This is a genomic window from Microbacterium sp. TS-1, from assembly GCF_000509385.1.
Taxonomy (GTDB): Bacteria; Actinomycetota; Actinomycetes; order Actinomycetales; family Microbacteriaceae; genus Microbacterium; species Microbacterium arborescens.
This window is the reverse complement of the sequence record NZ_BASQ01000002.1, coordinates 356980-376424: the sequence shown is the minus strand read 5'-3', so window position 1 is coordinate 376424 and position 19445 is coordinate 356980. Positions and strand designations below refer to the sequence as shown.

28 protein-coding genes, 1 tRNA gene and 1 riboswitch are annotated in these 19445 nt (G+C 69.4%); of the genes, 20 read left to right on the top strand and 9 right to left on the bottom strand.

Annotated features, from left to right (window positions below; translation table 11 throughout):
- Positions 1 to 15 precede the first annotated feature (15 nt).
- A riboswitch (guanidine-III (ykkC-III) riboswitch) is annotated at positions 16 to 80 on the top strand.
- A 10-nt stretch (positions 81 to 90) separates the two neighbouring features.
- Positions 91 to 405 carry a multidrug efflux SMR transporter gene (locus MTS1_RS14470; protein ID WP_023955277.1) on the top strand — a complete coding sequence of 105 codons (315 nt, stop codon included), beginning with the start codon at positions 91 to 93 and terminating at the stop codon, positions 403 to 405.
- 1 nt (position 406) lies between these two features.
- On the top strand, positions 407 to 820 hold the full coding sequence (locus MTS1_RS14465; RefSeq protein ID WP_023955276.1) for a multidrug efflux SMR transporter: 414 nt from the start codon (positions 407 to 409) through the stop codon (positions 818 to 820).
- On the opposite strand, the gene MTS1_RS14460 is transcribed toward MTS1_RS14465, so the two are convergent.
- The gene (locus MTS1_RS14460; protein ID WP_023955275.1) at positions 752 to 931 is read right to left on the bottom strand and encodes a hypothetical protein; all 180 of its coding nucleotides are present in this window, start codon (positions 929 to 931) and stop codon (positions 752 to 754) included. The genes MTS1_RS14465 and MTS1_RS14460 overlap by 69 nt on opposite strands.
- 159 nt (positions 932 to 1090) lie before the next feature.
- Here MTS1_RS14460 and MTS1_RS14455 point away from each other — a divergent pair, with 159 nt between their 5' ends.
- Positions 1091 to 1282 (top strand): hypothetical protein, encoded by a 192-nt coding sequence (locus tag MTS1_RS14455; protein ID WP_023955274.1) that lies wholly within the window; start codon positions 1091 to 1093, stop codon positions 1280 to 1282.
- A 112-nt stretch (positions 1283 to 1394) separates the two neighbouring features.
- Positions 1395 to 1877 (top strand): pyridoxamine 5'-phosphate oxidase family protein, encoded by a 483-nt coding sequence (locus MTS1_RS14450; protein ID WP_023955273.1) that lies wholly within the window; start codon positions 1395 to 1397, stop codon positions 1875 to 1877.
- Between the two features lie 75 nt (positions 1878 to 1952).
- Here MTS1_RS14450 and MTS1_RS14445 read toward each other — a convergent pair whose 3' ends face one another.
- A complete protein-coding gene (locus MTS1_RS14445; protein WP_023955272.1) occupies positions 1953 to 2789 on the bottom strand; it encodes an alpha/beta fold hydrolase in 837 nt (278 codons plus the stop codon).
- 118 nt (positions 2790 to 2907) lie between these two features.
- On the opposite strand from MTS1_RS14445, the gene MTS1_RS14440 reads away from it, so the two are divergent.
- Positions 2908 to 3708, top strand: a complete 801-nt coding sequence (locus tag MTS1_RS14440) for a DNA-formamidopyrimidine glycosylase family protein (protein ID WP_036305919.1) — start codon at positions 2908 to 2910, stop codon at positions 3706 to 3708.
- Positions 3709 to 3712: 4 nt separating this feature from the next.
- On the opposite strand, the gene MTS1_RS14435 is transcribed toward MTS1_RS14440, so the two are convergent.
- Positions 3713 to 4225 (bottom strand): MarR family winged helix-turn-helix transcriptional regulator, encoded by a 513-nt coding sequence (locus MTS1_RS14435; protein WP_023955270.1) that lies wholly within the window; start codon positions 4223 to 4225, stop codon positions 3713 to 3715.
- Between the two features lie 121 nt (positions 4226 to 4346).
- On the opposite strand from MTS1_RS14435, the gene MTS1_RS14430 reads away from it, so the two are divergent.
- From MTS1_RS14430 to MTS1_RS14420, 3 genes are read left to right on the top strand one after another with little or no spacing between them, the layout of a single operon-like run.
- The gene (locus tag MTS1_RS14430) at positions 4347 to 4733 is read left to right on the top strand and encodes a hypothetical protein (protein ID WP_023955269.1); all 387 of its coding nucleotides are present in this window, start codon (positions 4347 to 4349) and stop codon (positions 4731 to 4733) included.
- On the top strand, positions 4730 to 5080 hold the full coding sequence (locus MTS1_RS14425; protein WP_023955268.1) for a hypothetical protein: 351 nt from the start codon (positions 4730 to 4732) through the stop codon (positions 5078 to 5080). Before MTS1_RS14430 ends, MTS1_RS14425 begins: the two co-directional genes overlap by 4 nt.
- Positions 5081 to 5122: 42 nt before the next feature.
- Complete coding sequence (locus MTS1_RS14420) at positions 5123 to 5335, top strand: hypothetical protein (RefSeq protein WP_023955267.1); 213 nt, start codon at positions 5123 to 5125, stop codon at positions 5333 to 5335.
- A gap of 55 nt (positions 5336 to 5390) precedes the next feature.
- On the opposite strand, the gene MTS1_RS14415 is transcribed toward MTS1_RS14420, so the two are convergent.
- Complete coding sequence (locus tag MTS1_RS14415) at positions 5391 to 5912, bottom strand: hypothetical protein (protein WP_023955266.1); 522 nt, start codon at positions 5910 to 5912, stop codon at positions 5391 to 5393.
- A 15-nt stretch (positions 5913 to 5927) separates the two neighbouring features.
- Complete coding sequence (locus MTS1_RS14410; RefSeq protein ID WP_023955265.1) at positions 5928 to 7007, bottom strand: peptidoglycan DD-metalloendopeptidase family protein; 1080 nt, start codon at positions 7005 to 7007, stop codon at positions 5928 to 5930.
- Between the two features lie 109 nt (positions 7008 to 7116).
- Between MTS1_RS14410 and MTS1_RS14405 the strand changes: the two genes are divergently transcribed.
- Entirely contained in the window at positions 7117 to 8271 is a 1155-nt protein-coding gene (locus MTS1_RS14405; RefSeq protein ID WP_036306137.1) for a hypothetical protein, read from the top strand.
- Positions 8272 to 8288: 17 nt separating this feature from the next.
- Here MTS1_RS14405 and MTS1_RS14400 read toward each other — a convergent pair whose 3' ends face one another.
- Positions 8289 to 8891, bottom strand: coding sequence for a TetR/AcrR family transcriptional regulator (locus MTS1_RS14400; protein ID WP_023955263.1), 603 nt, complete (start codon positions 8889 to 8891; stop codon positions 8289 to 8291).
- A gap of 246 nt (positions 8892 to 9137) precedes the next feature.
- On the opposite strand from MTS1_RS14400, the gene MTS1_RS14395 reads away from it, so the two are divergent.
- The 4 genes from MTS1_RS14395 (at position 9138) to MTS1_RS14380 (ending at position 13104) form a co-directional block, all read left to right on the top strand.
- Positions 9138 to 10568, top strand: coding sequence for a hemolysin family protein (locus MTS1_RS14395; protein ID WP_023955262.1), 1431 nt, complete (start codon positions 9138 to 9140; stop codon positions 10566 to 10568).
- Positions 10565 to 11593: a CNNM domain-containing protein gene (locus MTS1_RS14390; protein WP_023955260.1), complete on the top strand. Its 1029-nt coding sequence runs from the start codon at positions 10565 to 10567 to the stop codon at positions 11591 to 11593. The genes MTS1_RS14395 and MTS1_RS14390 overlap by 4 nt, the downstream gene beginning before the upstream one ends.
- 132 nt (positions 11594 to 11725) lie before the next feature.
- Positions 11726 to 12322 carry a TetR/AcrR family transcriptional regulator gene (locus tag MTS1_RS14385; RefSeq protein ID WP_023955258.1) on the top strand — a complete coding sequence of 199 codons (597 nt, stop codon included), beginning with the start codon at positions 11726 to 11728 and terminating at the stop codon, positions 12320 to 12322.
- Positions 12319 to 13104 carry an NAD(P)H-dependent oxidoreductase gene (locus tag MTS1_RS14380; RefSeq protein WP_023955255.1) on the top strand — a complete coding sequence of 262 codons (786 nt, stop codon included), beginning with the start codon at positions 12319 to 12321 and terminating at the stop codon, positions 13102 to 13104. Before MTS1_RS14385 ends, MTS1_RS14380 begins: the two co-directional genes overlap by 4 nt.
- Before the next feature lie 55 nt (positions 13105 to 13159).
- On the opposite strand, the gene MTS1_RS14375 is transcribed toward MTS1_RS14380, so the two are convergent.
- Positions 13160 to 13235 (bottom strand) — tRNA-Arg (locus MTS1_RS14375).
- A gap of 88 nt (positions 13236 to 13323) precedes the next feature.
- Here MTS1_RS14375 and MTS1_RS14370 point away from each other — a divergent pair.
- The 4 genes from MTS1_RS14370 to MTS1_RS14355 are packed head-to-tail and all read left to right on the top strand — an operon-like array spanning position 13324 to position 15060.
- Complete coding sequence (locus MTS1_RS14370; protein WP_023955253.1) at positions 13324 to 13749, top strand: hypothetical protein; 426 nt, start codon at positions 13324 to 13326, stop codon at positions 13747 to 13749.
- Complete coding sequence (locus tag MTS1_RS14365; RefSeq protein WP_023955251.1) at positions 13746 to 14099, top strand: transcriptional regulator; 354 nt, start codon at positions 13746 to 13748, stop codon at positions 14097 to 14099. Before MTS1_RS14370 ends, MTS1_RS14365 begins: the two co-directional genes overlap by 4 nt.
- Positions 14096 to 14695 (top strand): N-acetyltransferase, encoded by a 600-nt coding sequence (locus tag MTS1_RS14360; protein ID WP_023955249.1) that lies wholly within the window; start codon positions 14096 to 14098, stop codon positions 14693 to 14695. Before MTS1_RS14365 ends, MTS1_RS14360 begins: the two co-directional genes overlap by 4 nt.
- Entirely contained in the window at positions 14692 to 15060 is a 369-nt protein-coding gene (locus MTS1_RS14355) for a nuclear transport factor 2 family protein (RefSeq protein ID WP_023955247.1), read from the top strand. The genes MTS1_RS14360 and MTS1_RS14355 overlap by 4 nt, the downstream gene beginning before the upstream one ends.
- A gap of 9 nt (positions 15061 to 15069) precedes the next feature.
- Here MTS1_RS14355 and MTS1_RS14350 read toward each other — a convergent pair whose 3' ends face one another.
- Positions 15070 to 15876 (bottom strand): SGNH/GDSL hydrolase family protein, encoded by an 807-nt coding sequence (locus MTS1_RS14350; RefSeq protein ID WP_036306130.1) that lies wholly within the window; start codon positions 15874 to 15876, stop codon positions 15070 to 15072.
- Positions 15877 to 15915: 39 nt separating this feature from the next.
- Between MTS1_RS14350 and MTS1_RS14345 the strand changes: the two genes are divergently transcribed.
- Positions 15916 to 16368, top strand: coding sequence for a GNAT family N-acetyltransferase (locus MTS1_RS14345; RefSeq protein ID WP_023955243.1), 453 nt, complete (start codon positions 15916 to 15918; stop codon positions 16366 to 16368).
- Between the two features lie 5 nt (positions 16369 to 16373).
- On the opposite strand, the gene MTS1_RS14340 is transcribed toward MTS1_RS14345, so the two are convergent.
- The gene (locus MTS1_RS14340) at positions 16374 to 16781 is read right to left on the bottom strand and encodes a RidA family protein (protein ID WP_023955241.1); all 408 of its coding nucleotides are present in this window, start codon (positions 16779 to 16781) and stop codon (positions 16374 to 16376) included.
- 104 nt (positions 16782 to 16885) lie between these two features.
- Between MTS1_RS14340 and MTS1_RS14335 the strand changes: the two genes are divergently transcribed.
- On the top strand, positions 16886 to 17713 hold the full coding sequence (locus tag MTS1_RS14335) for a transglutaminase family protein (protein ID WP_023955239.1): 828 nt from the start codon (positions 16886 to 16888) through the stop codon (positions 17711 to 17713).
- Positions 17714 to 17772: 59 nt separating this feature from the next.
- Positions 17773 to 19440 carry an arginine--tRNA ligase gene (locus tag MTS1_RS14330; protein WP_023955237.1) on the top strand — a complete coding sequence of 556 codons (1668 nt, stop codon included), beginning with the start codon at positions 17773 to 17775 and terminating at the stop codon, positions 19438 to 19440.
- Positions 19441 to 19445: the final 5 nt, after the last annotated feature.

Here is a 19445-nt window from a genome sequence, read left to right as displayed (position 1 = left end):
CGAGCTACGCTGGAAGACGGGGCCCCGGCCGGGCCCGCGGACGAGGGAGCAGTACCCGCACCAGACAAGACTGACTCGGACAGGTCTGTCATGGCATGGGTGATCCTGATCGCATCCGGCGTCCTCGAGGCGGTGTGGGCCGCCGCGCTCGCGGCATCCGAGGGATTCCGGCGGAAACGACCGGCTCTGCTGTTCGCCCTCGCGCTCACCGCGAGCATGGCGGGACTCGCGTTCGCGATGACGGAGCTGCCGACCGGCACCGCCTACGCCGTGTGGGTCGGTGTCGGCGCAACGCTCACTGTCGTGTGGGCGATGGTCACCCGTCGCGAGCGCGCGTCGACCGCGCGCATCCTCTTGCTTCTGCTCCTGGTCGCCTGCGTCGTCGGCCTCAAGGTGGTGAGCTGACATGACACGTGCATGGACGATCCTGCTCGCCAGCGCGGTCTGCGAGGCTGTCTGGGCGACGGCCCTGGGCGAATCGGACGGGCTACGCCACCCCGTGCCGAGTGTCGTGTTCGCCATCGGTCTGCTGCTCAGCATGCTCGGGCTCGGACGCGCCATGAAGCACATTCCCATCGGTACGGCCTATGCGGTCTGGGTGGGGGTGGGCGCAGCGCTGACCGTGACCTGGTCGATCGCGACGGGCGCTGAGGCGTTCGCTCCGGGCAAGGTGGTCTTCATCGCCGGCATCGTGGTCGCTGTCATCGGCTTGAAGCTCGTTCCGGCCACGAGCAGGACTGCGGCGCGAGCGTCACAGCCGAGCGAGGAGCGCGGGACCGAAGACGAGAGCGGCGGCGATCGGCACGACGAGGGCCGCTAGGGCGATGATGCCGAGGATGGCGATGTTGCCCAGGATCGAGCCGACCAGGGCGCGACCGCGGCCGGCGGCGAGGTGGATGCGGTCGAGGGGAGAGAGGGGAGCGGCGGTCACGGTTCGACGCTACGAAGCGGTGGCCCTGCGAGGCGTCGGTCGATCGGCTGAGAAGCATCCCCCTGCGGGATGATCCGTGCCTCACGCGTGTCAATACCCTCGGTCCGCGCCGGCTCGGTGCGTAGCGTCGCGGTCACGCAACGACGAGAGGACGAACACATGAGCGAGCGAGAGCGCCCCGACATCCCGGGCGACGACATCGAGACCGGAACCGCCACCGGCGGGGCATCGGCCTTTCCCGGGGCTCCGAGCGCGGCGCCCGACGAGCCCGCGCCGGAGGGTCATGGCGGAGATGCCGACACGACGACCGATGACGACGGTCAGCCGCTCGACAACCCCTCGGGCGGTTGAGAGGTCGCGCGACTGTCGCCATCGAGTCGGCTGTCAAGACGGCGACCGAGGGCTGGTCCCGGTGCGAGCCTGGACCCACGGATGACGACCACCCCAGATCGAAGGAGAAACGATGAGTGACAACGAAGACCCCCGCGCGATCCTGGCGGAGCTGCTGCCCGAGTTCCGGTTCGCCATGGTGACGACGGTCGACGAATCGGGGAAGCTCACAGCGCGCCCGCTGACGGTGCAGGAGGCCGAGTTCGACGGAGACCTCTGGTTCGTCGTCGACCGCGGATCGTCCGTCGCGACCCACGTGGCCTCGCGGCCCGCCGTCGGCGTCGCCCTCAGCAAGGACGACGCGTGGGTCTCGCTCGCCGGTGAGGCGACCATCGTCGACGACCGCGCTCGCCTCGAACACTACTGGTCGAGCACTCTCGAGGCCTGGTTCCCCGACGGCCCGGACGATCCTCGCATCACGCTGCTGCGGGTCGACGCGATCTCGGGGGAGTACTGGAGCAGCGCCGGCGGACGCATCGCGACCGCCATCGGCCTGATCAAGTCGAAGATCACCGGTGAGACCTACGAGGGCCGCAACGAGAAGCTGGACCTCTGAGTCTCCGGGCCTCTACGCCACGATGGGCCGTCGCCGCTGCTGCGGGACGGCCCATCGTCGTCGTGCGGAGCAGTCCTACTTCGCGAGGAAGGCGAGCAGGGCGTCGTTGAACTCGCGGGCGTGGCTCACGTTGAGGCCGTGAGGCGCATCTTCGATGAGCGCCAGCTCGCTGCCCGGAAGCTGCTCATGGGTTCGCTTGCCCGAGCCTTCGAAGGGGACGGTGCCGTCGCCGTCGCCGTGGATGATCAGCGCGGGCACGGTCACCGCGGCCAGATCGCGGCGGAAGTCGGTCGTCGCCCACGCCTCCATCGACTTCAGTGCCGCGTGGTGGTCGGCCTGGCGCGCGAGTGCGAGGGCCTCCTGGCGCTGCTCCTCCGTGACCTTGAGCTCGCCGTCGACGGAGAAAAAGGCGGTCGTGAAGTCGTCGTAGAAGGTCGCTTCATCCGCTCGGAGCCCGTTCTCCATCTCGTCGGCGGCCTCCTGCGTGAGCGGGCCCTCGGGATTGTCGGGCGTCTGCGCCAGGTACGGCGGCACCGCGGCGGCGAATACGACACTGTGCAACCGGTCCTGGCCGTGGTTCGCGACGTAACGCGCGACCTCACCGCCTCCCATCGAGAAGCCGACCAGGGTCGCGTCGCGCAGATCGAGGGTGTCGAGGACGGATGCCAGGTCCTGGGCGAACGTGTTGTAGTCGTAGCCCGAGCGCGGCTTGTCGCTGCGACCGAAGCCGCGGCGGTCGTAGGCGACGACGCGGTACCCGGCCGCGGTGAGGGCGGGGATCTGCTCGGACCACGACTGCGCCGACAGTGGCCAGCCGTGGATCAGGACGACGGGGCGGCCCGAGCCGCCGGTGTCGTCGACGTGCAGCTCGATGTCGTTGAAGATGCCCTTGTGCGCAGTGATCTCAGTCATGACGACATCGTCATCGCGTCGGGAGTTTTTCTCGACCCGTTGACGGTTCAGAAAGCCGAGGCTAGGGCCCTGCGGCAGACTGGGGGGAATGAGGTCAGCATGACGCCCGGGGCGATCCGTGCCGGAAGGTGACAGCGTCTTCCGAATGGCGGCCCGGCTGCGGCCGCAGGTCGTGGGTCGCATGATCTCGTCCGGAGAGCTCCGCTCGGGCTCGGCTGCCGGGACATCCCTGGCCGGTTGGCGGATCGCGGGGCTCGAGACCCGTGGCAAACATCTGATCACCTGGCTCGATCCCGGTTTCGCACTCCACACGCATCTTCTGATGCAGGGGTCGTGGACGGTGACCCGTTCGGGACGCACGGTTCCGGTGCGCGTGCAGTCGGCCGTGCGAGTGCGAGCCGAGTTCGAGGGGGGTGTGACGCTCTGGGGCATCGACATGCCCGTCGTCGAGCTGTTGCGTGCCAATAGCGTGGCGACCGCGCTCGGTCACCTGGGGCCGGACCCGCTGCGCGATGATTGGGATGCTGTGGAGGCCGTGCGGCGGCTCGGCGCCCGTCCGGATCGAGCGTTCGTCGGCGCGCTCCTCGATCAGCGCAACATCGCGGGTCTGGGAAACCTCTGGGCCAACGAGCTGGCCTTCCTCTCGGGCGTCCACCCGTTCGATCCCGTCGCCACCGCCGACCTGGATTCGCTCGTCGCACGTGCCGCGCGTGCTCTGCGCCTCTCCGCGACAGTGCCCGGCATGTACCAGGTGACCACCGGCTCCACGCGGCGCGGCAGTGCCCACTGGGTGGCTGGCCGCGCCGGCAGGCCGTGCCTCAGGTGCGGGACGCGCATCCTCGTACGCGCCGAGGTGTCGGGTGATCCGGAACGGCGACGCACGTGGTGGTGCCCCGCCTGCCAGCCCCGCCGAAGCTGAAGGATCAGCCGGTGGGCGCTGCTCCGCGCTGACCCTGGAGACGGGGTGCCGGCTCGACGGAGTCGACGGCGTCCTGCATGCGCGAGAGGAAGTCGATCACGGCTGCGGTCGCCTCGGGCGTGGTCTCGTCGGCCACCTGATGCATACGGTCGTGCATGGCCGACAACGTGGAGCGGACCTCGTCGTCTGCGCGTTCCGTCGGTTCCAGGTAGACGCTGCGGCGATCGCTCGGATGCGGCACACGACGGAGGTAGCCCGCAGACTCCAGGCGGTCGAGCAGGCTCGTGGTGCTGGCCGAGGATATGCCGAGGTACTTCGCGACATCCCCCGGCTTCACGGGAATGTTGCGCGACTGCGCGCGCAGAAGCTGTCGGATGACCAGCAACTCGTTCTCGCCCATAGACATCGACTCGCGGGTCCGGCGGCGCATGGCCGCCTCCGCGGCCTGGTACAGGCGCAACGCCTCGAGCGCGCTGGTCGCACGCCGACGCTCGTCGTTGTAGAAGAAGCCGGTCATCTGCACACCTCCGCGTTCATGGCTGGTGAGTTTTACCTTAGCAGATATCTAACTTGACGAGATACTTGGCCACCTAGTAGCGTTCCGAACAAGTCATCCAGCATCTGTGAGGAGAGCAATCATGGGCCAGCTGTTCTACGGGAACACGTCCGAGTCGATCGAGGTCCCCGACCGCCTGCTCGCGCACCTCAAGGTGCTCGCCGCGACCAAGCTCCGCCGATCGGAGAGCTTCACGCTCACTTGGCGGCACGGGGCCGACGCCGCCGCGGGACGACAGACGATCTGGCTGCAGCCGTCCATCCCGCTCCGCTTCGTCTTCGACGGGCTCGAGGCGGAGAAGCTCGACTCCGCGCTGCTGACGGAGATGGCTCGTGCCGCCACCTCGTCCACCGGCCTCGTCGTCGACTTCGCCGACTTCGACGTCGCTCCCGCGCTTCCGGTCGCGCCCGCTCTGCCGACAAGCGGCGACATCGCACCCGTTCCGGGCGAACTGGCGACCGCAGCATGAGCCTTCTCCAGCACGCCCCTGCACCGACCCGCATCCTGAGCGCCCGGAACATCACCTGGTCGACGGTCGCACCCGGCTTCTACGTCGCCTCGACCGACGGCGAGTTCGTCGGGTCGGTCGACACCTCTTCCGACGGGCACTACATCGCTCTCGACGGCCAGGCCACTCCGATCGGACGCTACGCGACGCTCAAGGAGGCGCAGCGCTCACTTCTGACGACGGAGGCGCCGGGCAATCGTGCGCGGAAGTCCCGCGCACGCCGCAATCTGCGTACGGCCGCCACCGCGTCCGGCGCGCTGGCCGGTGCGCTCGCTCTGACGGCGGGAGCGCTCGCCCCGTTCATCTGAGACCGGACGGCAGAAGCCGTCGACGAAGAGAAGGAGGACGACATGAGCGACGACACCCGTCGTCAGACCGACGAGAACGCCTACGAGGGTCCGGACGTCGAGGTCTCGACGACCGACACGGATAGCGACGGCACGCGTGAGCCGGGTGGTCTCGGCAAGGACGGCACCATCCCGAGCAACCCGGACGGTGTCGCGGCCGGGCACACCGGGACTGCGTCGACCTTCGAGCCGGAAGAGGACGAGAAGTCTTCCTGACGTGCGCGAGAAAGGCCCGGAGACAGGTGCTCCGGGCCTTTCGCGCCTCACGGCGTCATACGCCGTCAGCCGGCTCCGTAGCGGTGGACCACTGCTCGAAGTCGTCCGTGTCCGGGGCGATTCGACCCCAGCTCGCATCGACGGTCATGTCGGCGTTCAGCAGGCATGCGTATTCGAGCGGCGCGTCGACCGTGGGATCGACGACGGGGACGACGACGTACCAGAGGCCGTCGGGGCGGAACGCGGATCGCGCATTCCCCCTCTCGATCTCGGAGCGATCGAGTTGCTCGGACGCTGGGACATTGCCGTCTCTGACCGCGAGTAGGCATGCGTCGAGCAGATCGGACGTCGACAATGACGGTGTCGGCTCCGACGAGGCCGAAGGCGTCGTCGGGTCCGGTGTCACGGACGGCTCCGGCGGGGGCGTCGGCGACGGGGTGGCGCTCGCGGTCGATGAGGGTGAGGGCGTCGAGGTCACCGCACCGCCGACGCCCGGGGTGGCGCAACCCGCGGTGAGCAGCGAGAACATGAGGACGGCGGGCACGCCGATGCGACGCCGAAGGTCGATTCCAGTCATGGGTTCTCCTCGGTCTCAGGTCTCAATGCCCGTGGCAGGAACGCGGAAGCTCGGGCCTTCGTACTGCCACACGTCCGACCACCGCGTGATCACGCGATCCCTCTCCTCGGCGCTCGCGGTGTAGAAGTGATGCCGCGCGGATGGGCTCCAGAACCGTGCCACCGTAACCGTGTTCGGCACCGGCGAATCGGTGGGGTACACGTTGAATGCGACGCCCTCGTAAGCCCAGATGCCTGCCCAGCGCGCTATGACGTTGTCACGTTCGGTGGCATCTGCCGTATAGAAGTGACCGTTGTACAGCGCGCTCCAGAATCGGAAGACCGGTACGGTGCCGGGGGCGCTGGTCGCGAATGCGCGGTAGGCGATGCCTTCGTAGGACCAGATCTGGGGCCAGCGTGCGGCGACGAGATCTCGCTCCTCCAGATCTGCTGTGTAGAAGTGTCCCTGGTATCGATTGCTCCAGAACCGATACACCGGAGTGGCCTCCAGCGCCGAGCTCGGGGGGAGCGGCGCTCCCTCGATGAGCCACGCGGGGTTCCAGACGGTACCGGTGCGGTGGGGGCCCGAGAAGATCGCCAGGTGGAGATGGGCGTTGGCCTCCGTGCGCGGTCGAACGTCTCCCGTGTTCCCGGTTCGCCCGAGCGGAGTCCATCGGAAGACCCGCTGGCCCACGCTCACCAGAGGGCTGCCGCGTTGCATGTGCAGGTACTCCGAACGCACGCCTGCGGCATGCTGGACGACCACGAACACGCCGCGGCTCACGTCGCCGTCGTCACCGACAGCGGTCACGGTGCCGTCGGCGACTGCGAGGATCGTGGTCCCGATGCGGGGGTTCACGTAGTAGTCGGCGCCGATGTGCCCGCTGTACGTCTGCCCGGGGTAGCCGTCGACGCCCGATCCGCGCGTGGCGCGGCTGGCGAAGGGATACCCCCAGACGATGGGAAGCGCGGCATGCTCGGCAGGCGTCTTCACGGTGTAGGTCAAGGCTCGAGCGGGCGCCGCTGAGGCGAGCACCAAAGAACCGGCCGCGACGGATCCGAGCAGCACCGTGCGGCGGCTGAGCGCTCGCGGGGTCTCGTTCTCGTCCGTCGACACGTGAAGAACCTAACAGGATGTCGGGATCCTGCCGAGGGGCGGTCACCCGCCGCTCTCGGTGGCCGGGACCTTTCTCTTCGTGAAGGGGGCACGTCGATAGGGTCGGATGGTGCTCCGTCTGGTCTTCTTCGCAGCTGTCGGCGCGCTCCTGGGGGGCGCCGTGGTCGAGTATGTGGGGCCGCCGGATGCCGGCTGGGCGATCATGAGCATCGCGCTCCCGGTCGCGATCATCAGCGGGACCTTCATCCTCATCGGCCGCTCGATGGCCGGGGGAGTGGCGGTGTCGACGGACGACCTCCGTCGAGCCCTCGACTCTCGACGGCTCGGCCTCGCGCGCGTCGATGCGATCCGGCAGACCGGAACCCAGATCAACGATCAGCCGTTGTGCGAGATCGACCTGACCGTGCGCCCGATTCAGGGGGAGGCGTACGCGACCACCTTGCGCACCGTCGTCGCCCTGACGGAGCTTCCCGCGTTCCAGCCCGGAATCCGGCGTCAGGTCGCCATCCTCCTCGATGGCGGACCCGAGGTCGCATTCGTCGATGGTGAGCTCTCACCGGCCGAGGCCGGCAACCTCACGATCCCCGATCGTTCGTCGGTTCGGTTCGTCCCCATCGCGAGCCACACCCGGATCTCCGGCGGGCGCCGCAAGGGGCCTCTGATCGGCGTGGGGCGACGCGGCCGGCCGCTGCGCCGGCTCGTGTTCGCGGCTATCGCCGTCGCGGTGGCCGTCCTTGTCGTCGCGCCCTATCGCGAGGCCGTTGCGCAGACCGTCGATGCGGTGCTCGACGGCAGGGCGCACGTCGACCTGCGCCAGCCCGGACCGCTCGCGCAGGCCCAGGCCGCTCTCGAACGCGAGATCGGCCACGATCGCGTGAGCTCGATCTACGTCACCCCGGATTTCGTCGTCGTCGAGGCCCCGGTGACCCCCGGCACCGCGCATACCGACAGGTGGATGTACCGAGGCGGTCAGGTCGAGCACTCCGGTGCGGCGTCTATCCAGCCGAAGTCGGCCACCGAGGCCTTCTCGTGGGACGACGTCGATCTCGCGCGCATCCTTCCGACCATGGAGGATGCCGCTGCACAGAGCGGGCTCCCGGTCGGCGACGCGGGGGCGACGGCCGGGCGAACGTGGGGCGGCGCCGAAGCGGTGTCGTCCGGTGAGAAGTCGGGGCCCGTCGAGATCAACTTCTCACTCGAGAACGACTACGAGAGCGCGTCCTTCCGGATGTCGGCTGACGGGAGCGGGCTCAGCCGCGATTGACCTGCAGTCCCCGCGACTTACGGGCGGGCCGCGTCGTTGGACCCAAGGCGAGTCAGCGCGGAACGGAGGCTGCTCTCGACGAGCGCGTCGTCGGGCAGGGTGTGCGGCGGCAAGAACATCCGTGTGATGAGGGGCCCCATCAGCAGGTCGTAGACCTGATCGGCGTCCATATCGGGCCGCTCGATCTCTCGTCGCGCGACCGCGGCGTCGATGACGTTCTTGACGCGCACCCGGCGCGGTCGGATGAACTCGGCGTCAAGCAGTGCCGAGAGGTCGTCGTCCGTCCTCGCGACCCCGACGAGGTCGACCAGGCTGTTTCGGGCGACTGGGTCCGACAGCACTGCGATGCCCTCCTGTTGGAGCGCCCGCAGGTCGCCGGCGAGCGAGCCGGTATCGGGTGCCTGGCCGGGCCCGAATCGGCGAGCCAGCACGATGACGGCGAGGTGGGCCGCGCTTCGGAACCGCCGATAGAAGGTGGGGCGCGTCGAGCCGGCCCGGCTCACGAGCCCGTCGACGGTGAGAGCGGAAAAGCCGTCCTCGGCGAGGACCTGCTCCGCCTCCCGGAGAAGGTCTTCGGTGATGTCCTGCGCGCGCGGACGACCGACCCTCTTCCCGGACATGCCGTCACTGTAGCTGCGGCGTCTTCGCGCACGCTCAGGACCCTTCGTGGTGCGGATCGTCGCCGCAGGTTCCGGTACCTTTCGTGCCGAGCGCCGGCACCGGCCCCGGGTCGACGACGGCCCGCTATCCTGTGAGTGCCCACCCGTGCCCTATCGAGAAAGAACACCCGTGAGCAATCGCCATTCCTCCACCGACCAGGAGGGTCGATCTTCGTACCCCCTCGCTGAGAGAGGGGGTGAATCCGAATGATCGAAGCAGTCCTGACGCTGCTGTTGGGAATTCTGCTGACGCTGGCGATCATCGCCGCCTGCGGCTTCTTCGTCGCGCAGGAGTTCGCGTACATGTCCGTGGACCGCTCCCGCATGGCCGCTCGCGCCGAGAAGGGCGATGCGCAGGCCGCCCGCGTGCTCGCGATCACCAAGCGCACGTCGTTCATGCTCTCGGGTGCGCAGCTCGGCATCACCGTCACCGGTCTGCTGATCGGTTACGTCGCCGAGCCCCTCATCGGCGAGTCGATCGGGACGCTGCTGGGCGGCGTCGGCATCGACCCCGCCGTCTCGGTGCTCATCGGAACCGTCGGCGCGCTGCTGCTGGCCACCATCGTGACGATGATCTTCGGGGAGCTGTATCCGAAGAACCTCGCCATCGCGAGCCCCGAGCCGCTCGCCCGCGCGCTCGCCGTGCCCACCCGCATCTACCTGATGCTCTTCGGCTGGCTCATCACGGTGTTCGACGTCGCCGCGAACGCTCTGCTGCGGCTGCTGCGCATCGAGCCGCTCGAGGATGTCGACGAGAGCGCGACCGCGCGCGACCTCGAGGCGATCATCGAGGAGTCCCGGGCGAGCGGCGACCTGCCCGACGATCTGTCGATCATCATCGACCGCATCCTCGACTTCCCGCAGCGCGACGTCGAGCACGCGATGGTCCCGCGCTCACGCGTCGACTCGATCTCGCCCGATACGACGGTAGGCGAGGTGCGCGCGCTCATGGCGACCGGGCACACCCGGTATCCGGTCATCGGCGACGAGGACGAGCCCGTCGGTGTCGTCGAGCTGATCGACCTGCTGCGGGGCAGCTACGCCGACGACGTACCCGTCTCGACGATGATGCGCGAGGCCGTCGTGCTGCCGACGACGATGCAGCTCCCGGTCGCCCTCGACCGCATGCGGCAGACGCGCAACGAGCTCGCCTGCGTCGTCGACGAGTACGGCAACTTCGACGGCATCCTCACGATCGAGGATCTGACCGAAGAGGTCATCGGCGAGATCTCGGATGAGCACGATCTCGAAGTCCACGAGATCGTGAACGTCGGCGACGACCACTGGCGTCTGCCCGGCGACATCCACCTCGACGAGGTCGAGCGCCTCATCGGCTTCGACCTGCCCCGCGACGACGCCGAGACCATCGCCGGACTCATCATCAGCGAACACGGCGACCTGCTGCCCGAGGGCGCGGTCGTGCGCATCGACCTGCCCGAACGTGCGTCCGAGACCGTTCAGGGGCTGCGGATGCAGCGCTGGCTCGATGTCGAGGTCGTCGAGGTCGCCCGGCTCGTTCCGTCCGAGCTCGTCGTGCGTCTGCACGAGGTGGACCTGGATGCCGCTGAGGCGGGACCCGCGGGCGGCGGCGATGCCGTCGTCGCTGCTGGTGCCGCAGATGAGGAGGTCGCCCGATGAGCTGGTGGGTCGTCACGATCATCACGATCGCGCTCATCGTGGCGAGCGCGTTCTTCGTCATCGTCGAGTTCGCGCTGCTCGCGGCCCGGCGTCACCGTCTGGAAGAAGAGGCCGACCGCAGCGCATCGGCGCGGGCGGCGCTCCGCGGCGTCAACGAGCTGACTGTCATGCTCGCGTTCGCGCAGCTCGGCATCACGGCGTGCACGTTCCTGCTCGGTGCCATCACCAAGCCGGCGATCGACTACGCCCTCGCGCCGGTGTTCGAGCAGTGGGGTCTTCCCTACGTTCTCGCCGACATCATCGCGTTCATGCTGGCCCTCATCGTGGTGACGTTCCTGCACCTCGTGATCGGTGAGATGGCTCCCAAGTCGTGGGCGATCGCCCACCCCGAGGTCGCAGCGAAGGCGACGGGCATCACCGCCCGTGCGCTGACCTGGCCGCTGCGTCCGTTCCTGTTGTGGATCAACCACATCGCGAACCGGCTCGTGAGGGCTTCGGGGGTCGAGCCCGTCGAGAAGGCTGCCGCGGGCGGGCAGGACGCCGATACGATTCGCGAGATCGTCGCGCACTCGCGTGCCGCGGGGACGCTCGAGGAGCAGTACTCCGAGCCGATCGCGCGCGCCATCGCGCTCGGATCGCTGACCGTGGGCGACATCGTGCGCTCCGACCGCGTCCCCACCGCGGTGTCGGCGACGGCCACCGCCGCCGACGTGCAGGCGGTCGCGGCATCCTCCGCGCACCTGCGCATCCTCGTGGGGGAGGGGGCGTCGAGCCGCGTCGCGCACGTTCGTGACACGCTCGCGGTCGCTCCAGAGACTCCGGCGCTCGAAATCGCCCGTGAGGCGCTCGTGCTGGCGCCCGATGCGTCGGCCTACGACGCGCTCGCGCGCATGCGTCGGGGTCATGTTCAGCTCGCGACGGTCGTCGACGGCGACCGGCTGCTCGGTGTCGTCACCCTGGATGACCTGCTGCGCGAGGTGCTGCCCGGCGCCGCCGAGGCCGAGCTGGTGGCGCCGGCGAGTTGAATCGGGGCTCGAGCTCGCTCAGTTGACAGTTCCCGCCGCCTCTCACCTGCTGAGGCGGCGGGGACCGCCAGATGAACGCCCAGCGTCGCAGAATCCCTCTAAGCTACTGTCGGTAACTTAGAGGGAGGCATCATGAGCGAGGGCACGCGGCGGCGGATGCTGCGGCACGAGCGTCGCGCGCAGCTGCTGGCGGTCGCTCGCGAGCTGATCCGCGAGCGGGGCACCGATGAGTTCACGCTGGGCCGGCTCGCCGAGCGCGCGGGGGTGACCAAGCCCGTCGTGTATGACCACTTCGGCGATCGTGCCGGCGCCCTGGCCGAGCTCTACCGAGAGTTCGAGGATCAGCAGCGGGCGGCCCTCGTCGCGGCGCTCGCCGACGCGTCGCTCACGCTCGATGCCGTGTGCGGCGCCATCGCCGGAGCCTACATCGACTGCTCGCTCGCCGAGGGGCGCGAGCTGGCGGACGTGGTCTCGGCGCTCGATGGATCTGCGACGCTCGTCGAGGTGCGGCGCGAGGCGGAGGGGGCCTACCTCGCGCTGTGCGACGACGTGCTCGCCTCGTGCGGCGTTCGTCTCGATGACGCCGGCGCGCAGGCCCTCGTCGGTGCCGGCGATGCCCTCACGCGAGCAGCGCTCGACGAACGCGTGAGCCCTGCGGTGGCACGCTCCACCCTCACGCGCGTCCTGCACGCCCTCGTGACACCAGCCACCGAACCGGAGGAATCATGACCATCTCGCACCAGCCCACGCCGGGCGCCGCTCACTGGGTGCTCGCCCATCCGCGATCGACCTCGTTCAACGCCCGGCTCTTCCGTGACGGTGTGGCGGAGCTGTCGCGAACGCACAGCGTCGCGACATCCGACCTGTACGCGCAGCGGTTCAACCCGGTGTTCCCGGACAGCGAGCTCGACGTCACGCTCGGGCGGGCATCGGGACCCGCCGGAGGCGAGTACGGGCGCGTCCCCTTCCCGGACGAGGTGATCGAGGAACAGCGCAAGCTCGCGGCCGCGGAGCTGCTCGTGCTGCAGTTCCCGCTGTGGTGGTACGGGCCGCCCGCGATCCTTAAGGGGTGGATCGACCGCGTGCTCACCAATGGCTTCGCCTACGGCGACATGGACCCGGAGCTCGGTGTCCCGCGGCGCTACGGCGACGGCGGGCTGGCCGGCCGGCGTGCGCTCGTCGTCGTGACGGTGGGAGAGGACGAACGTTCGATCGGGGAGCGCGGAATCAGCGGCGACCTCGACTCGCTCCTGTTCCCGCTGACGCACGGCGCGCTCTGGTACGTCGGGATCGAAACCCTCGACCTCCATGTCGTCTACGACGCCGACGGGCTGGATGCCGCGGGCGTCGACCGCGAGGCCGAGCGCCTGCGTGCCCGCATCGCCGGGCTCGACAGCGAGACGCCGCGCCGGTACCGAGCGCTCCGCGACGGTGACTACCGCGGCACCCGGTCGCTGCGCGACGACATCCATCCCGGCCGGACCGATCTCGGCATCCACCTCGCCGATTGACCGTCGCCGCGGACGCAGAAGGGGCAGTCGATCAGTCGACTGCCCCTTCTCGCACTGGTGCCCCCGACAGGAATCGAACCTGCGACCTTTGGTACCGGAAACCAACGCTCTATCCCCTGAGCTACGGAGGCGTGCCGATCGAGACTATCACCGCGGAGGCGACCGAAACGACCGTGGGGGAGGTGGCGACGCTCACTTTACAAGTGTTAAAGTCGTTGCATGACGCAAAACAACTTCGCTTACGATGACGCAGCCCGCATGGTCGCCGTCGGGACGAAGGCCGGAAGGGATGCGCGTCGCGCCACGCGATGGTTCCGGGTCTTCGTCGTGGCGCAAGCCGCGTACGCGCTCGCGTTCACCCTGTCGATCGACGTCGCCGGCGTCGGCTACTGGAGGGCGTTCGCGCCCTTCCTCCTCGCCACGCTCTGCATCTGGATCATCGCGTTCCGCTACCAGCGGTCGGTGCCCCGTAACGGACTGCGGAATATGGGCATCGCGATCGCGACGTGGTTCGCGCTGTACACCCTGATGCTCGACCCCGCGCTCCAACTGCTGCAGCTCTCTTCGCCGTGGTGGTGGGTTCTCGCGGGAGTCGTGTCGGTCTCTCCGATCCTCGCCTGCCTCTTCCCGAGCTCACGCCGATGAGTCATCCGCGCAAGGACATCGACGCCCTCATCCACTCGCCTGTGCGGTTCTCGCTGCTGGCTGCCCTCCGCAATCTCGAGGACGTCGACTTCCGCTTCCTCGCCGACCTGCTCGAGGTGAGCGACTCGACCCTCTCGCAGACGCTCACCGTGCTGGCCGACGCGGGGCTCGTCGAGGTGCGGAAAGAAGCCGTCGGCCGGCGGACGCGGACGTGGGTCGGCATCACGGATGCCGGTCGCGAGGCGTTCGCCCGTCACCTGGCGACGCTGCAGGCGATCGTCGAATCCGGGTCGGCGACGCCGGTAGCACCGGCATCCGATCACAAGCAACCCCAGGACGCACCCGTATGACACCTCGCGCTCGCCTCGTCACCGAGAACGAACTGGAAGCTGCTGCCGATGCGCTCGCGGCAGCGTTCGAGAACTACGCGTGGACACGCCACGTGATCCCCGAGGACGACTACGCGTGGCGGCTCCGTGAGCTGCAGCTCGTCTACCTGCGGCACGCGCACGTCCACGGCTTCGTCGGGATCACGGGCCCCGCTGACGGAGTGATCGCCGTGCTCCCGTCGGATGCGCCGGACCCGGCACCGGGCGTCGTCGACCGCATCGTGCAGTTGCACGGCGACCGGCTCGGGCGGCTCGGTGACGCCACTTCCGAGCCGGGCGAGCCGGACTCGTGGCGCATCGAGACGGTCGGCGTCATGCCCGCCCGTCAGGGGCGCGGTCTCGCATCCGACCTCATCCGGTTCGCGCTCGCGGAGGGCGCACGGCGGGGCGCCGGCCGATTCGCGCTCGACACGTCGGACGAGCGCAACGTCCGGCTCTACGAACGACACGGCTTCTCGGTGGTGTCGCGGACCGAGCCGCCCGAGGCGCCACCGGTGTGGAGCATGAGCGCCCTCGCCGGCCCTGCCGCTGCGATGAACGAAAGGACCCGGGCATGACCGCATCCGACACTCTCGCGCGCTACATCGCCGCGACCAACACCCACGACTTCGACGAGGTCGAACAGCTGCTCGACCCGAGCGCGGTGTACTACTTCGGCGATGCCACCTGCGCCGGTCTCGCGGCGGTCCGCACCTACTTCGAGCGGACATGGGCGCTCATTCCCGATGAGGTCTACGGGGCGGAGGACGTCGAGTGGGTCGTGGATGCCGCCGACGCGGCGGTGGCCGTTTACACGTACCGGTGGAGCGGACACATCGACGGACAGGCCCGAAGCGGTCGCGGTCGTGCGACCAACGTCTTCCACCGCACCGGCTCGGGCTGGCGCCTCGTGCACGAACACCTCAGCGCGGGGCCTTCGTAGGCCAGCGGCTCAGGGGACGAGCGGCTCAGGGGCGGGCTCGGCGGCGACCACCGGTGCTTCGGTGATCGCCGCGACGTCGGCCGCCAGGCGATCGGCGAGATAAGCGTGCCCCGCCGTCGAGGGGTGGTCGCGGCCCGTGGCGCTCGTGTCGATGACGTCGCTGTAGTTGGCCTCGGTGATCCAGTCCTCGGCGATGGGGGACAGGTACCACCAGCCCCGGGCACCGGCGAGCTCGGCGAGATCCCGGTCGATGCGGGCCGTCTCGCTCTCCACGGGAAGCACCTGCGGCGCCGGACCGAGTACGACGATGCGCGCTTCGGGGTAGGTCGCCGCGAGGTCGTCCCACGCCGCGTTCACAGCGTCGCGGTACCCGGCCGCACCTTGCCTGCGGTCGTTGATCGACCCCTGAACGATCACGAGGTCGGGATCGAGCGCGGGGTCGAGCGCGGCGATTCGGTCACCGAACGAGGGCCCGTCGATGCCCGGCTTGAGGTAGCCGCTGCCGCGAACGCCGTCGACGATCGTCGTCCACCCCGTTCGCTGAGCGACGACATACGCGTACCCGAGCGTCGGATCGGATGCCGCGGAGCCGTACGTCCACGAGTCGCCGAAGATCAGAACGCGCGCACCCGTGGGAAGCGCGAGCGGCGCCGCCTCGACCCTGACGACCGTGCCGGGGGCGGCTGCCACCGGCGCCGCCGTGGGCGCCGCCCAGGGGCGCAGGAACGCCGTCAGCGCCAGCGCGACCACCGCGGCCGAGATCGCCGAGACGGCCCACACGCTTCTGCGGCGGGGACGGGCGTTTCGGGTTCGCACACGCTGAGGGTACGTCATCCGATCGGGTAGGAAGGACGGGTGACTCCCGATCGCCCGCTTCCCCCCGGCTACACGCTGCACACCACGCCTCCGAGCGTGGCCGATTACGTCGCTCTGCGCACCGAGAGCGGGCTGTCGCCCAAGACGCCGGCGCAGGCTGCGGCTGCGATCGCGGGCACATGGGCGTTCCGACGCGTCGCGGACGCCGACGGCCGGAGCGTCGCGATGGGGCGCATCGTCGGCGACGGCGGGTGGTACTTCCTCGTGGCAGACATGGCCACCCTTCCGGCGCACCAGGGCAACGGCTTCGGGTCGCTCATCCTCGACGAGCTGCTCGCCGAGATCCGTGATCGTGCGGACGAGGGCGCGTACATCACGCTCACCGCCGATCCGCCGGGGCGCCGTCTGTACGAGTCGCGCGGGTTCACCGACGTCGCCCCGGCGCGTACGGGGATGAGCATGGTTCTGCGGACCGTGCGGCCCGAGGCCTGACTCCCTCAGTCGCGGACGGCGGCGACCGCCTCGATCTCGACCAGCTGGTCGTCGTAGCCGAGTACCGTCACACCCATCAGGGTGCTGGGCACGTCGTGGTCGCCGAACGCGTCGCGCACGACCTCCCAGGCGGTGACGAGGTCGGCCTGCGAGCTCGAGGCGACGAGAACGCGGGTGCTGATGACGTTCTCGATCCCTGCGCCGGCAGCGGCGAGCGCCCCTCTCATGTTCTCGATGCAGGATGCCGCCTGCGCGGCGTAGTCTCCGACGCCGACCGTCGACCCGTCGGCGGCGAGCGGGCAGGAACCGGCGAGGAAGATGAGGCGCGCGTCCGCGGGGGCGGTGGCGGCGTACGCGTATTCAGCGGCATCCGAGAGAGACGATGCGCGGATGAGGGTGACGGTCTTCGACATGAGGGCTCCTCGTTTCGTGGCCGACCACCAGCCTGCCATCGTGGGCGATCCGATCACCGCCGGGAGCGGCCCGACGGCGCTTCGCCGCGTGCGAGGATTACCCGGTGCAGCGCATCCTGACGGCCGAACTCGACCTCCAGATGACCGGTCCCGTCGACGTCATCCTGCAGATCGCCGCGTCGCGCGCGGCGTCTCTCCGCGACGAAGAACTGAGCATCACGCTCGCCGGCCGCTCGCTCTCCGTCTCCGAGATCGTCGACCCGCCCGCCTCTCCCACCGGCACCCGCATCCACCGCGTCGCTGGCGAGGCGGGGACGATCGCCATCCGCTACCGGGCAATCGTCGACGGCACCGCCGCCCCGTCGCCGACGAGCGAACTCGACACCATCGCCTATCTGCGGCCGAGTCGCTATGCGCAGTCCGACGAGGTGTTCGCGCACGCGCGCCGACAGTTCCGTGGCCTGCAGGGGCCCGCACTGGTCTCGGCGATCGGCGACTTCGTGGCCACGAACACGACCTACGCGCCCGGCCTCAGCCTCGGCACCGACTCCGCGGTCACGACCCTCGCGACCGGACAGGGGGTGTGCCGCGACTACGCCCACCTCGTCATCGCGCTGCTGCGGGCGATGGACGTTCCCGCGCGCTACGCCGCCTGCTATGCGCCGGGGCTGCGTCCGATGGATTTTCACGCGGTCGCCGAGGCGTATGTCGACGGGGCCTGGCACGTCATCGACGCGACCCGGCTGTCGAACCGCCGCGGTCTCGTCCGAATCGCGACCGGCCGGGATGCCGCCGACTGCGCGTTCCTCAGCTACTACGGCGGCAACGTCGCGCTCACGCATCTTCGCGTCGATGCCGAGGTCGCCGGGGGAGACGCGACCGTCGACGATCCCGCCCGAGACGATCACGAGGCGTTCATCACCCTCGCGTGATGCCGTCGTCGAGACGTTCAGCATCGGGCCTGCGGCCGCCCGCCTAGAATCGGAGGGCTATGAATCCCGATGCTCTCGCCGAAGCCCTCCTGTCCGTCGTCGCCCCTCTCGCCGAGGCGCGACGCCCCGGCTCGAGCGATGGCCTCACCGCCGCCGACTTCGTCTTCGAGCGTCCCAAGAACCGCGACCACGGTGACTGGGCGTCGAACGCGGCGATGAAGCTCGCCAAGCGCGTCGGCACAAACCCGCGTGAGTTCGCCGCCGAGATCGCGGCGGCGCTCGCCGAGACGCCGGGCGTGGCATCCGTCGAGGTCGCCGGCCCCGGGTTCATCAACATCCGGCTGGATGCCGCCGCCGCCGGCGCGCTCGCACGAGAGATCGTCGAGGCCGGGGCCGCCTTCGGCCGCAACGACAGCCAGGCCGGCAACTCGATCAACCTCGAGTTCGTCAGCGCGAATCCGACGGGGCCCATGCACATCGGGCACACGCGGTGGGCGGCGCTCGGTGACGCGATCGCCCGGCTGCTGCTGGCCAGCGGGGCCGAGCTCGTTCGCGAGTTCTACATCAACGACGCTGGCGCGCAGATGCAGCGGTTCGGGCGTTCGGTGCTCGCGAGCGCCAAGGGAGAGCCCACGCCCGAAGACGGCTACCCGGGCGCGTACATCGACGACCTCGCGCGGCGGGTCCTGTCGGCGCGCCCCGATCTGCTGACCCTCGCGCCCGAGGAGCAGGAGCAGGTCGCACTCGACCTCGGCTACGAGCTTCAGATGGCCGACCTGAAGGACTCGCTCGAGAAGTTCAACGTGCACTTCGACGTCTTCTTCAGCGAGCGGCTCCTGCACGCGACCCCCGCCGACGGCGGACCGAGCCTCGTCGACCAGGCCGTCGACCGCCTGCGAGCGCAGGGACACGTCTTCGATCAGGATGACGCCGTCTGGGTGCGGACGACCGACTTCGGTGACGACAAAGACCGCGTCATCCGCCGTTCCAACGGCGAGTACACCTACTTCGCCGCCGACGCCGCTTACTACCTCAACAAGGGCGATCGCGGTTTCGCACACAAGATCTACCTGCTGGGCGCCGATCACCACGGGTACGTCCACCGTCTGAAAGCGCTCGCGGGCGCGGCCGGTGACGACCCCGAGAAGGACATCGAGGTGCTGATCGGCCAGCTCGTCTCGGTCAACGGTGCCCGCCTGTCCAAGCGCGCCGGGAACATCATCGAGCTCGACGACCTGCGCGACTGGCTCGGCACCGATGCACTGCGCTACTCGCTCGCCCGTTACCCCGCCGACTCGCCGCTGACGCTCGATCCGGAGATCCTGCAGAAGCGCACGAACGACAACCCCGTGTTCTACGTGCAGTACGCGCACGCCCGCACGCACAACGTCGCGCGCAACGCCGCCGACTCCGGCGTCACCCGCGACGCCTTCGCTCCGGAGATGCTCGACCACGAGACCGAGTCGGCTCTCTTCGGCGCGCTCCAGGAGTTCCCGCGCATCGTGGCCTTCGCCGCCGAACTGCGCGAGCCGCACCGCGTCGCCCGGTACCTCGAGGAGCTCGCGAGCCTCTACCACCGCTGGTACGACACCTGCCGTGTCACGCCGCTCGGCGACGAGGAGGTCACCGACCTCCACCGCACCCGGCTCTGGCTCAACGACGCCACCGGACAGGTGCTGCGCAACGGGCTCGACCTCTTGGGCGTCAGCGCCCCCGAACGGATGTGACCGAC

Bases quoted from the DNA above. Each gene is read 5' to 3' on its own strand.
- MTS1_RS14470 (WP_023955277.1), top strand. From the start codon at position 91: ATGGCATGGGTGATCCTGATCGCATCCGGCGTCCTCGAGGCGGTGTGG.
- MTS1_RS14465 (WP_023955276.1), top strand. From the start codon at position 407: ATGACACGTGCATGGACGATCCTGCTCGCCAGCGCGGTCTGCGAGGCT.
- MTS1_RS14455 (WP_023955274.1), top strand. From the start codon at position 1,091: ATGAGCGAGCGAGAGCGCCCCGACATCCCGGGCGACGACATCGAGACC.
- MTS1_RS14450 (WP_023955273.1), top strand. From the start codon at position 1,395: ATGAGTGACAACGAAGACCCCCGCGCGATCCTGGCGGAGCTGCTGCCC.
- MTS1_RS14445 (WP_023955272.1), bottom strand. From the start codon at position 2,789: ATGACTGAGATCACTGCGCACAAGGGCATCTTCAACGACATCGAGCTG.
- MTS1_RS14435 (WP_023955270.1), bottom strand. From the start codon at position 4,225: ATGACCGGCTTCTTCTACAACGACGAGCGTCGGCGTGCGACCAGCGCG.
- MTS1_RS14430 (WP_023955269.1), top strand. From the start codon at position 4,347: ATGGGCCAGCTGTTCTACGGGAACACGTCCGAGTCGATCGAGGTCCCC.
- MTS1_RS14425 (WP_023955268.1), top strand. From the start codon at position 4,730: ATGAGCCTTCTCCAGCACGCCCCTGCACCGACCCGCATCCTGAGCGCC.
- MTS1_RS14420 (WP_023955267.1), top strand. From the start codon at position 5,123: ATGAGCGACGACACCCGTCGTCAGACCGACGAGAACGCCTACGAGGGT.
- MTS1_RS14415 (WP_023955266.1), bottom strand. From the start codon at position 5,912: ATGACTGGAATCGACCTTCGGCGTCGCATCGGCGTGCCCGCCGTCCTC.
- MTS1_RS14400 (WP_023955263.1), bottom strand. From the start codon at position 8,891: ATGTCCGGGAAGAGGGTCGGTCGTCCGCGCGCGCAGGACATCACCGAA.
- MTS1_RS14395 (WP_023955262.1), top strand. From the start codon at position 9,138: ATGATCGAAGCAGTCCTGACGCTGCTGTTGGGAATTCTGCTGACGCTG.
- MTS1_RS14390 (WP_023955260.1), top strand. From the start codon at position 10,565: ATGAGCTGGTGGGTCGTCACGATCATCACGATCGCGCTCATCGTGGCG.
- MTS1_RS14385 (WP_023955258.1), top strand. From the start codon at position 11,726: ATGAGCGAGGGCACGCGGCGGCGGATGCTGCGGCACGAGCGTCGCGCG.
- MTS1_RS14380 (WP_023955255.1), top strand. From the start codon at position 12,319: ATGACCATCTCGCACCAGCCCACGCCGGGCGCCGCTCACTGGGTGCTC.
- MTS1_RS14370 (WP_023955253.1), top strand. From the start codon at position 13,324: ATGACGCAAAACAACTTCGCTTACGATGACGCAGCCCGCATGGTCGCC.
- MTS1_RS14365 (WP_023955251.1), top strand. From the start codon at position 13,746: ATGAGTCATCCGCGCAAGGACATCGACGCCCTCATCCACTCGCCTGTG.
- MTS1_RS14360 (WP_023955249.1), top strand. From the start codon at position 14,096: ATGACACCTCGCGCTCGCCTCGTCACCGAGAACGAACTGGAAGCTGCT.
- MTS1_RS14355 (WP_023955247.1), top strand. From the start codon at position 14,692: ATGACCGCATCCGACACTCTCGCGCGCTACATCGCCGCGACCAACACC.
- MTS1_RS14340 (WP_023955241.1), bottom strand. From the start codon at position 16,781: ATGTCGAAGACCGTCACCCTCATCCGCGCATCGTCTCTCTCGGATGCC.
- MTS1_RS14330 (WP_023955237.1), top strand. From the start codon at position 17,773: ATGAATCCCGATGCTCTCGCCGAAGCCCTCCTGTCCGTCGTCGCCCCT.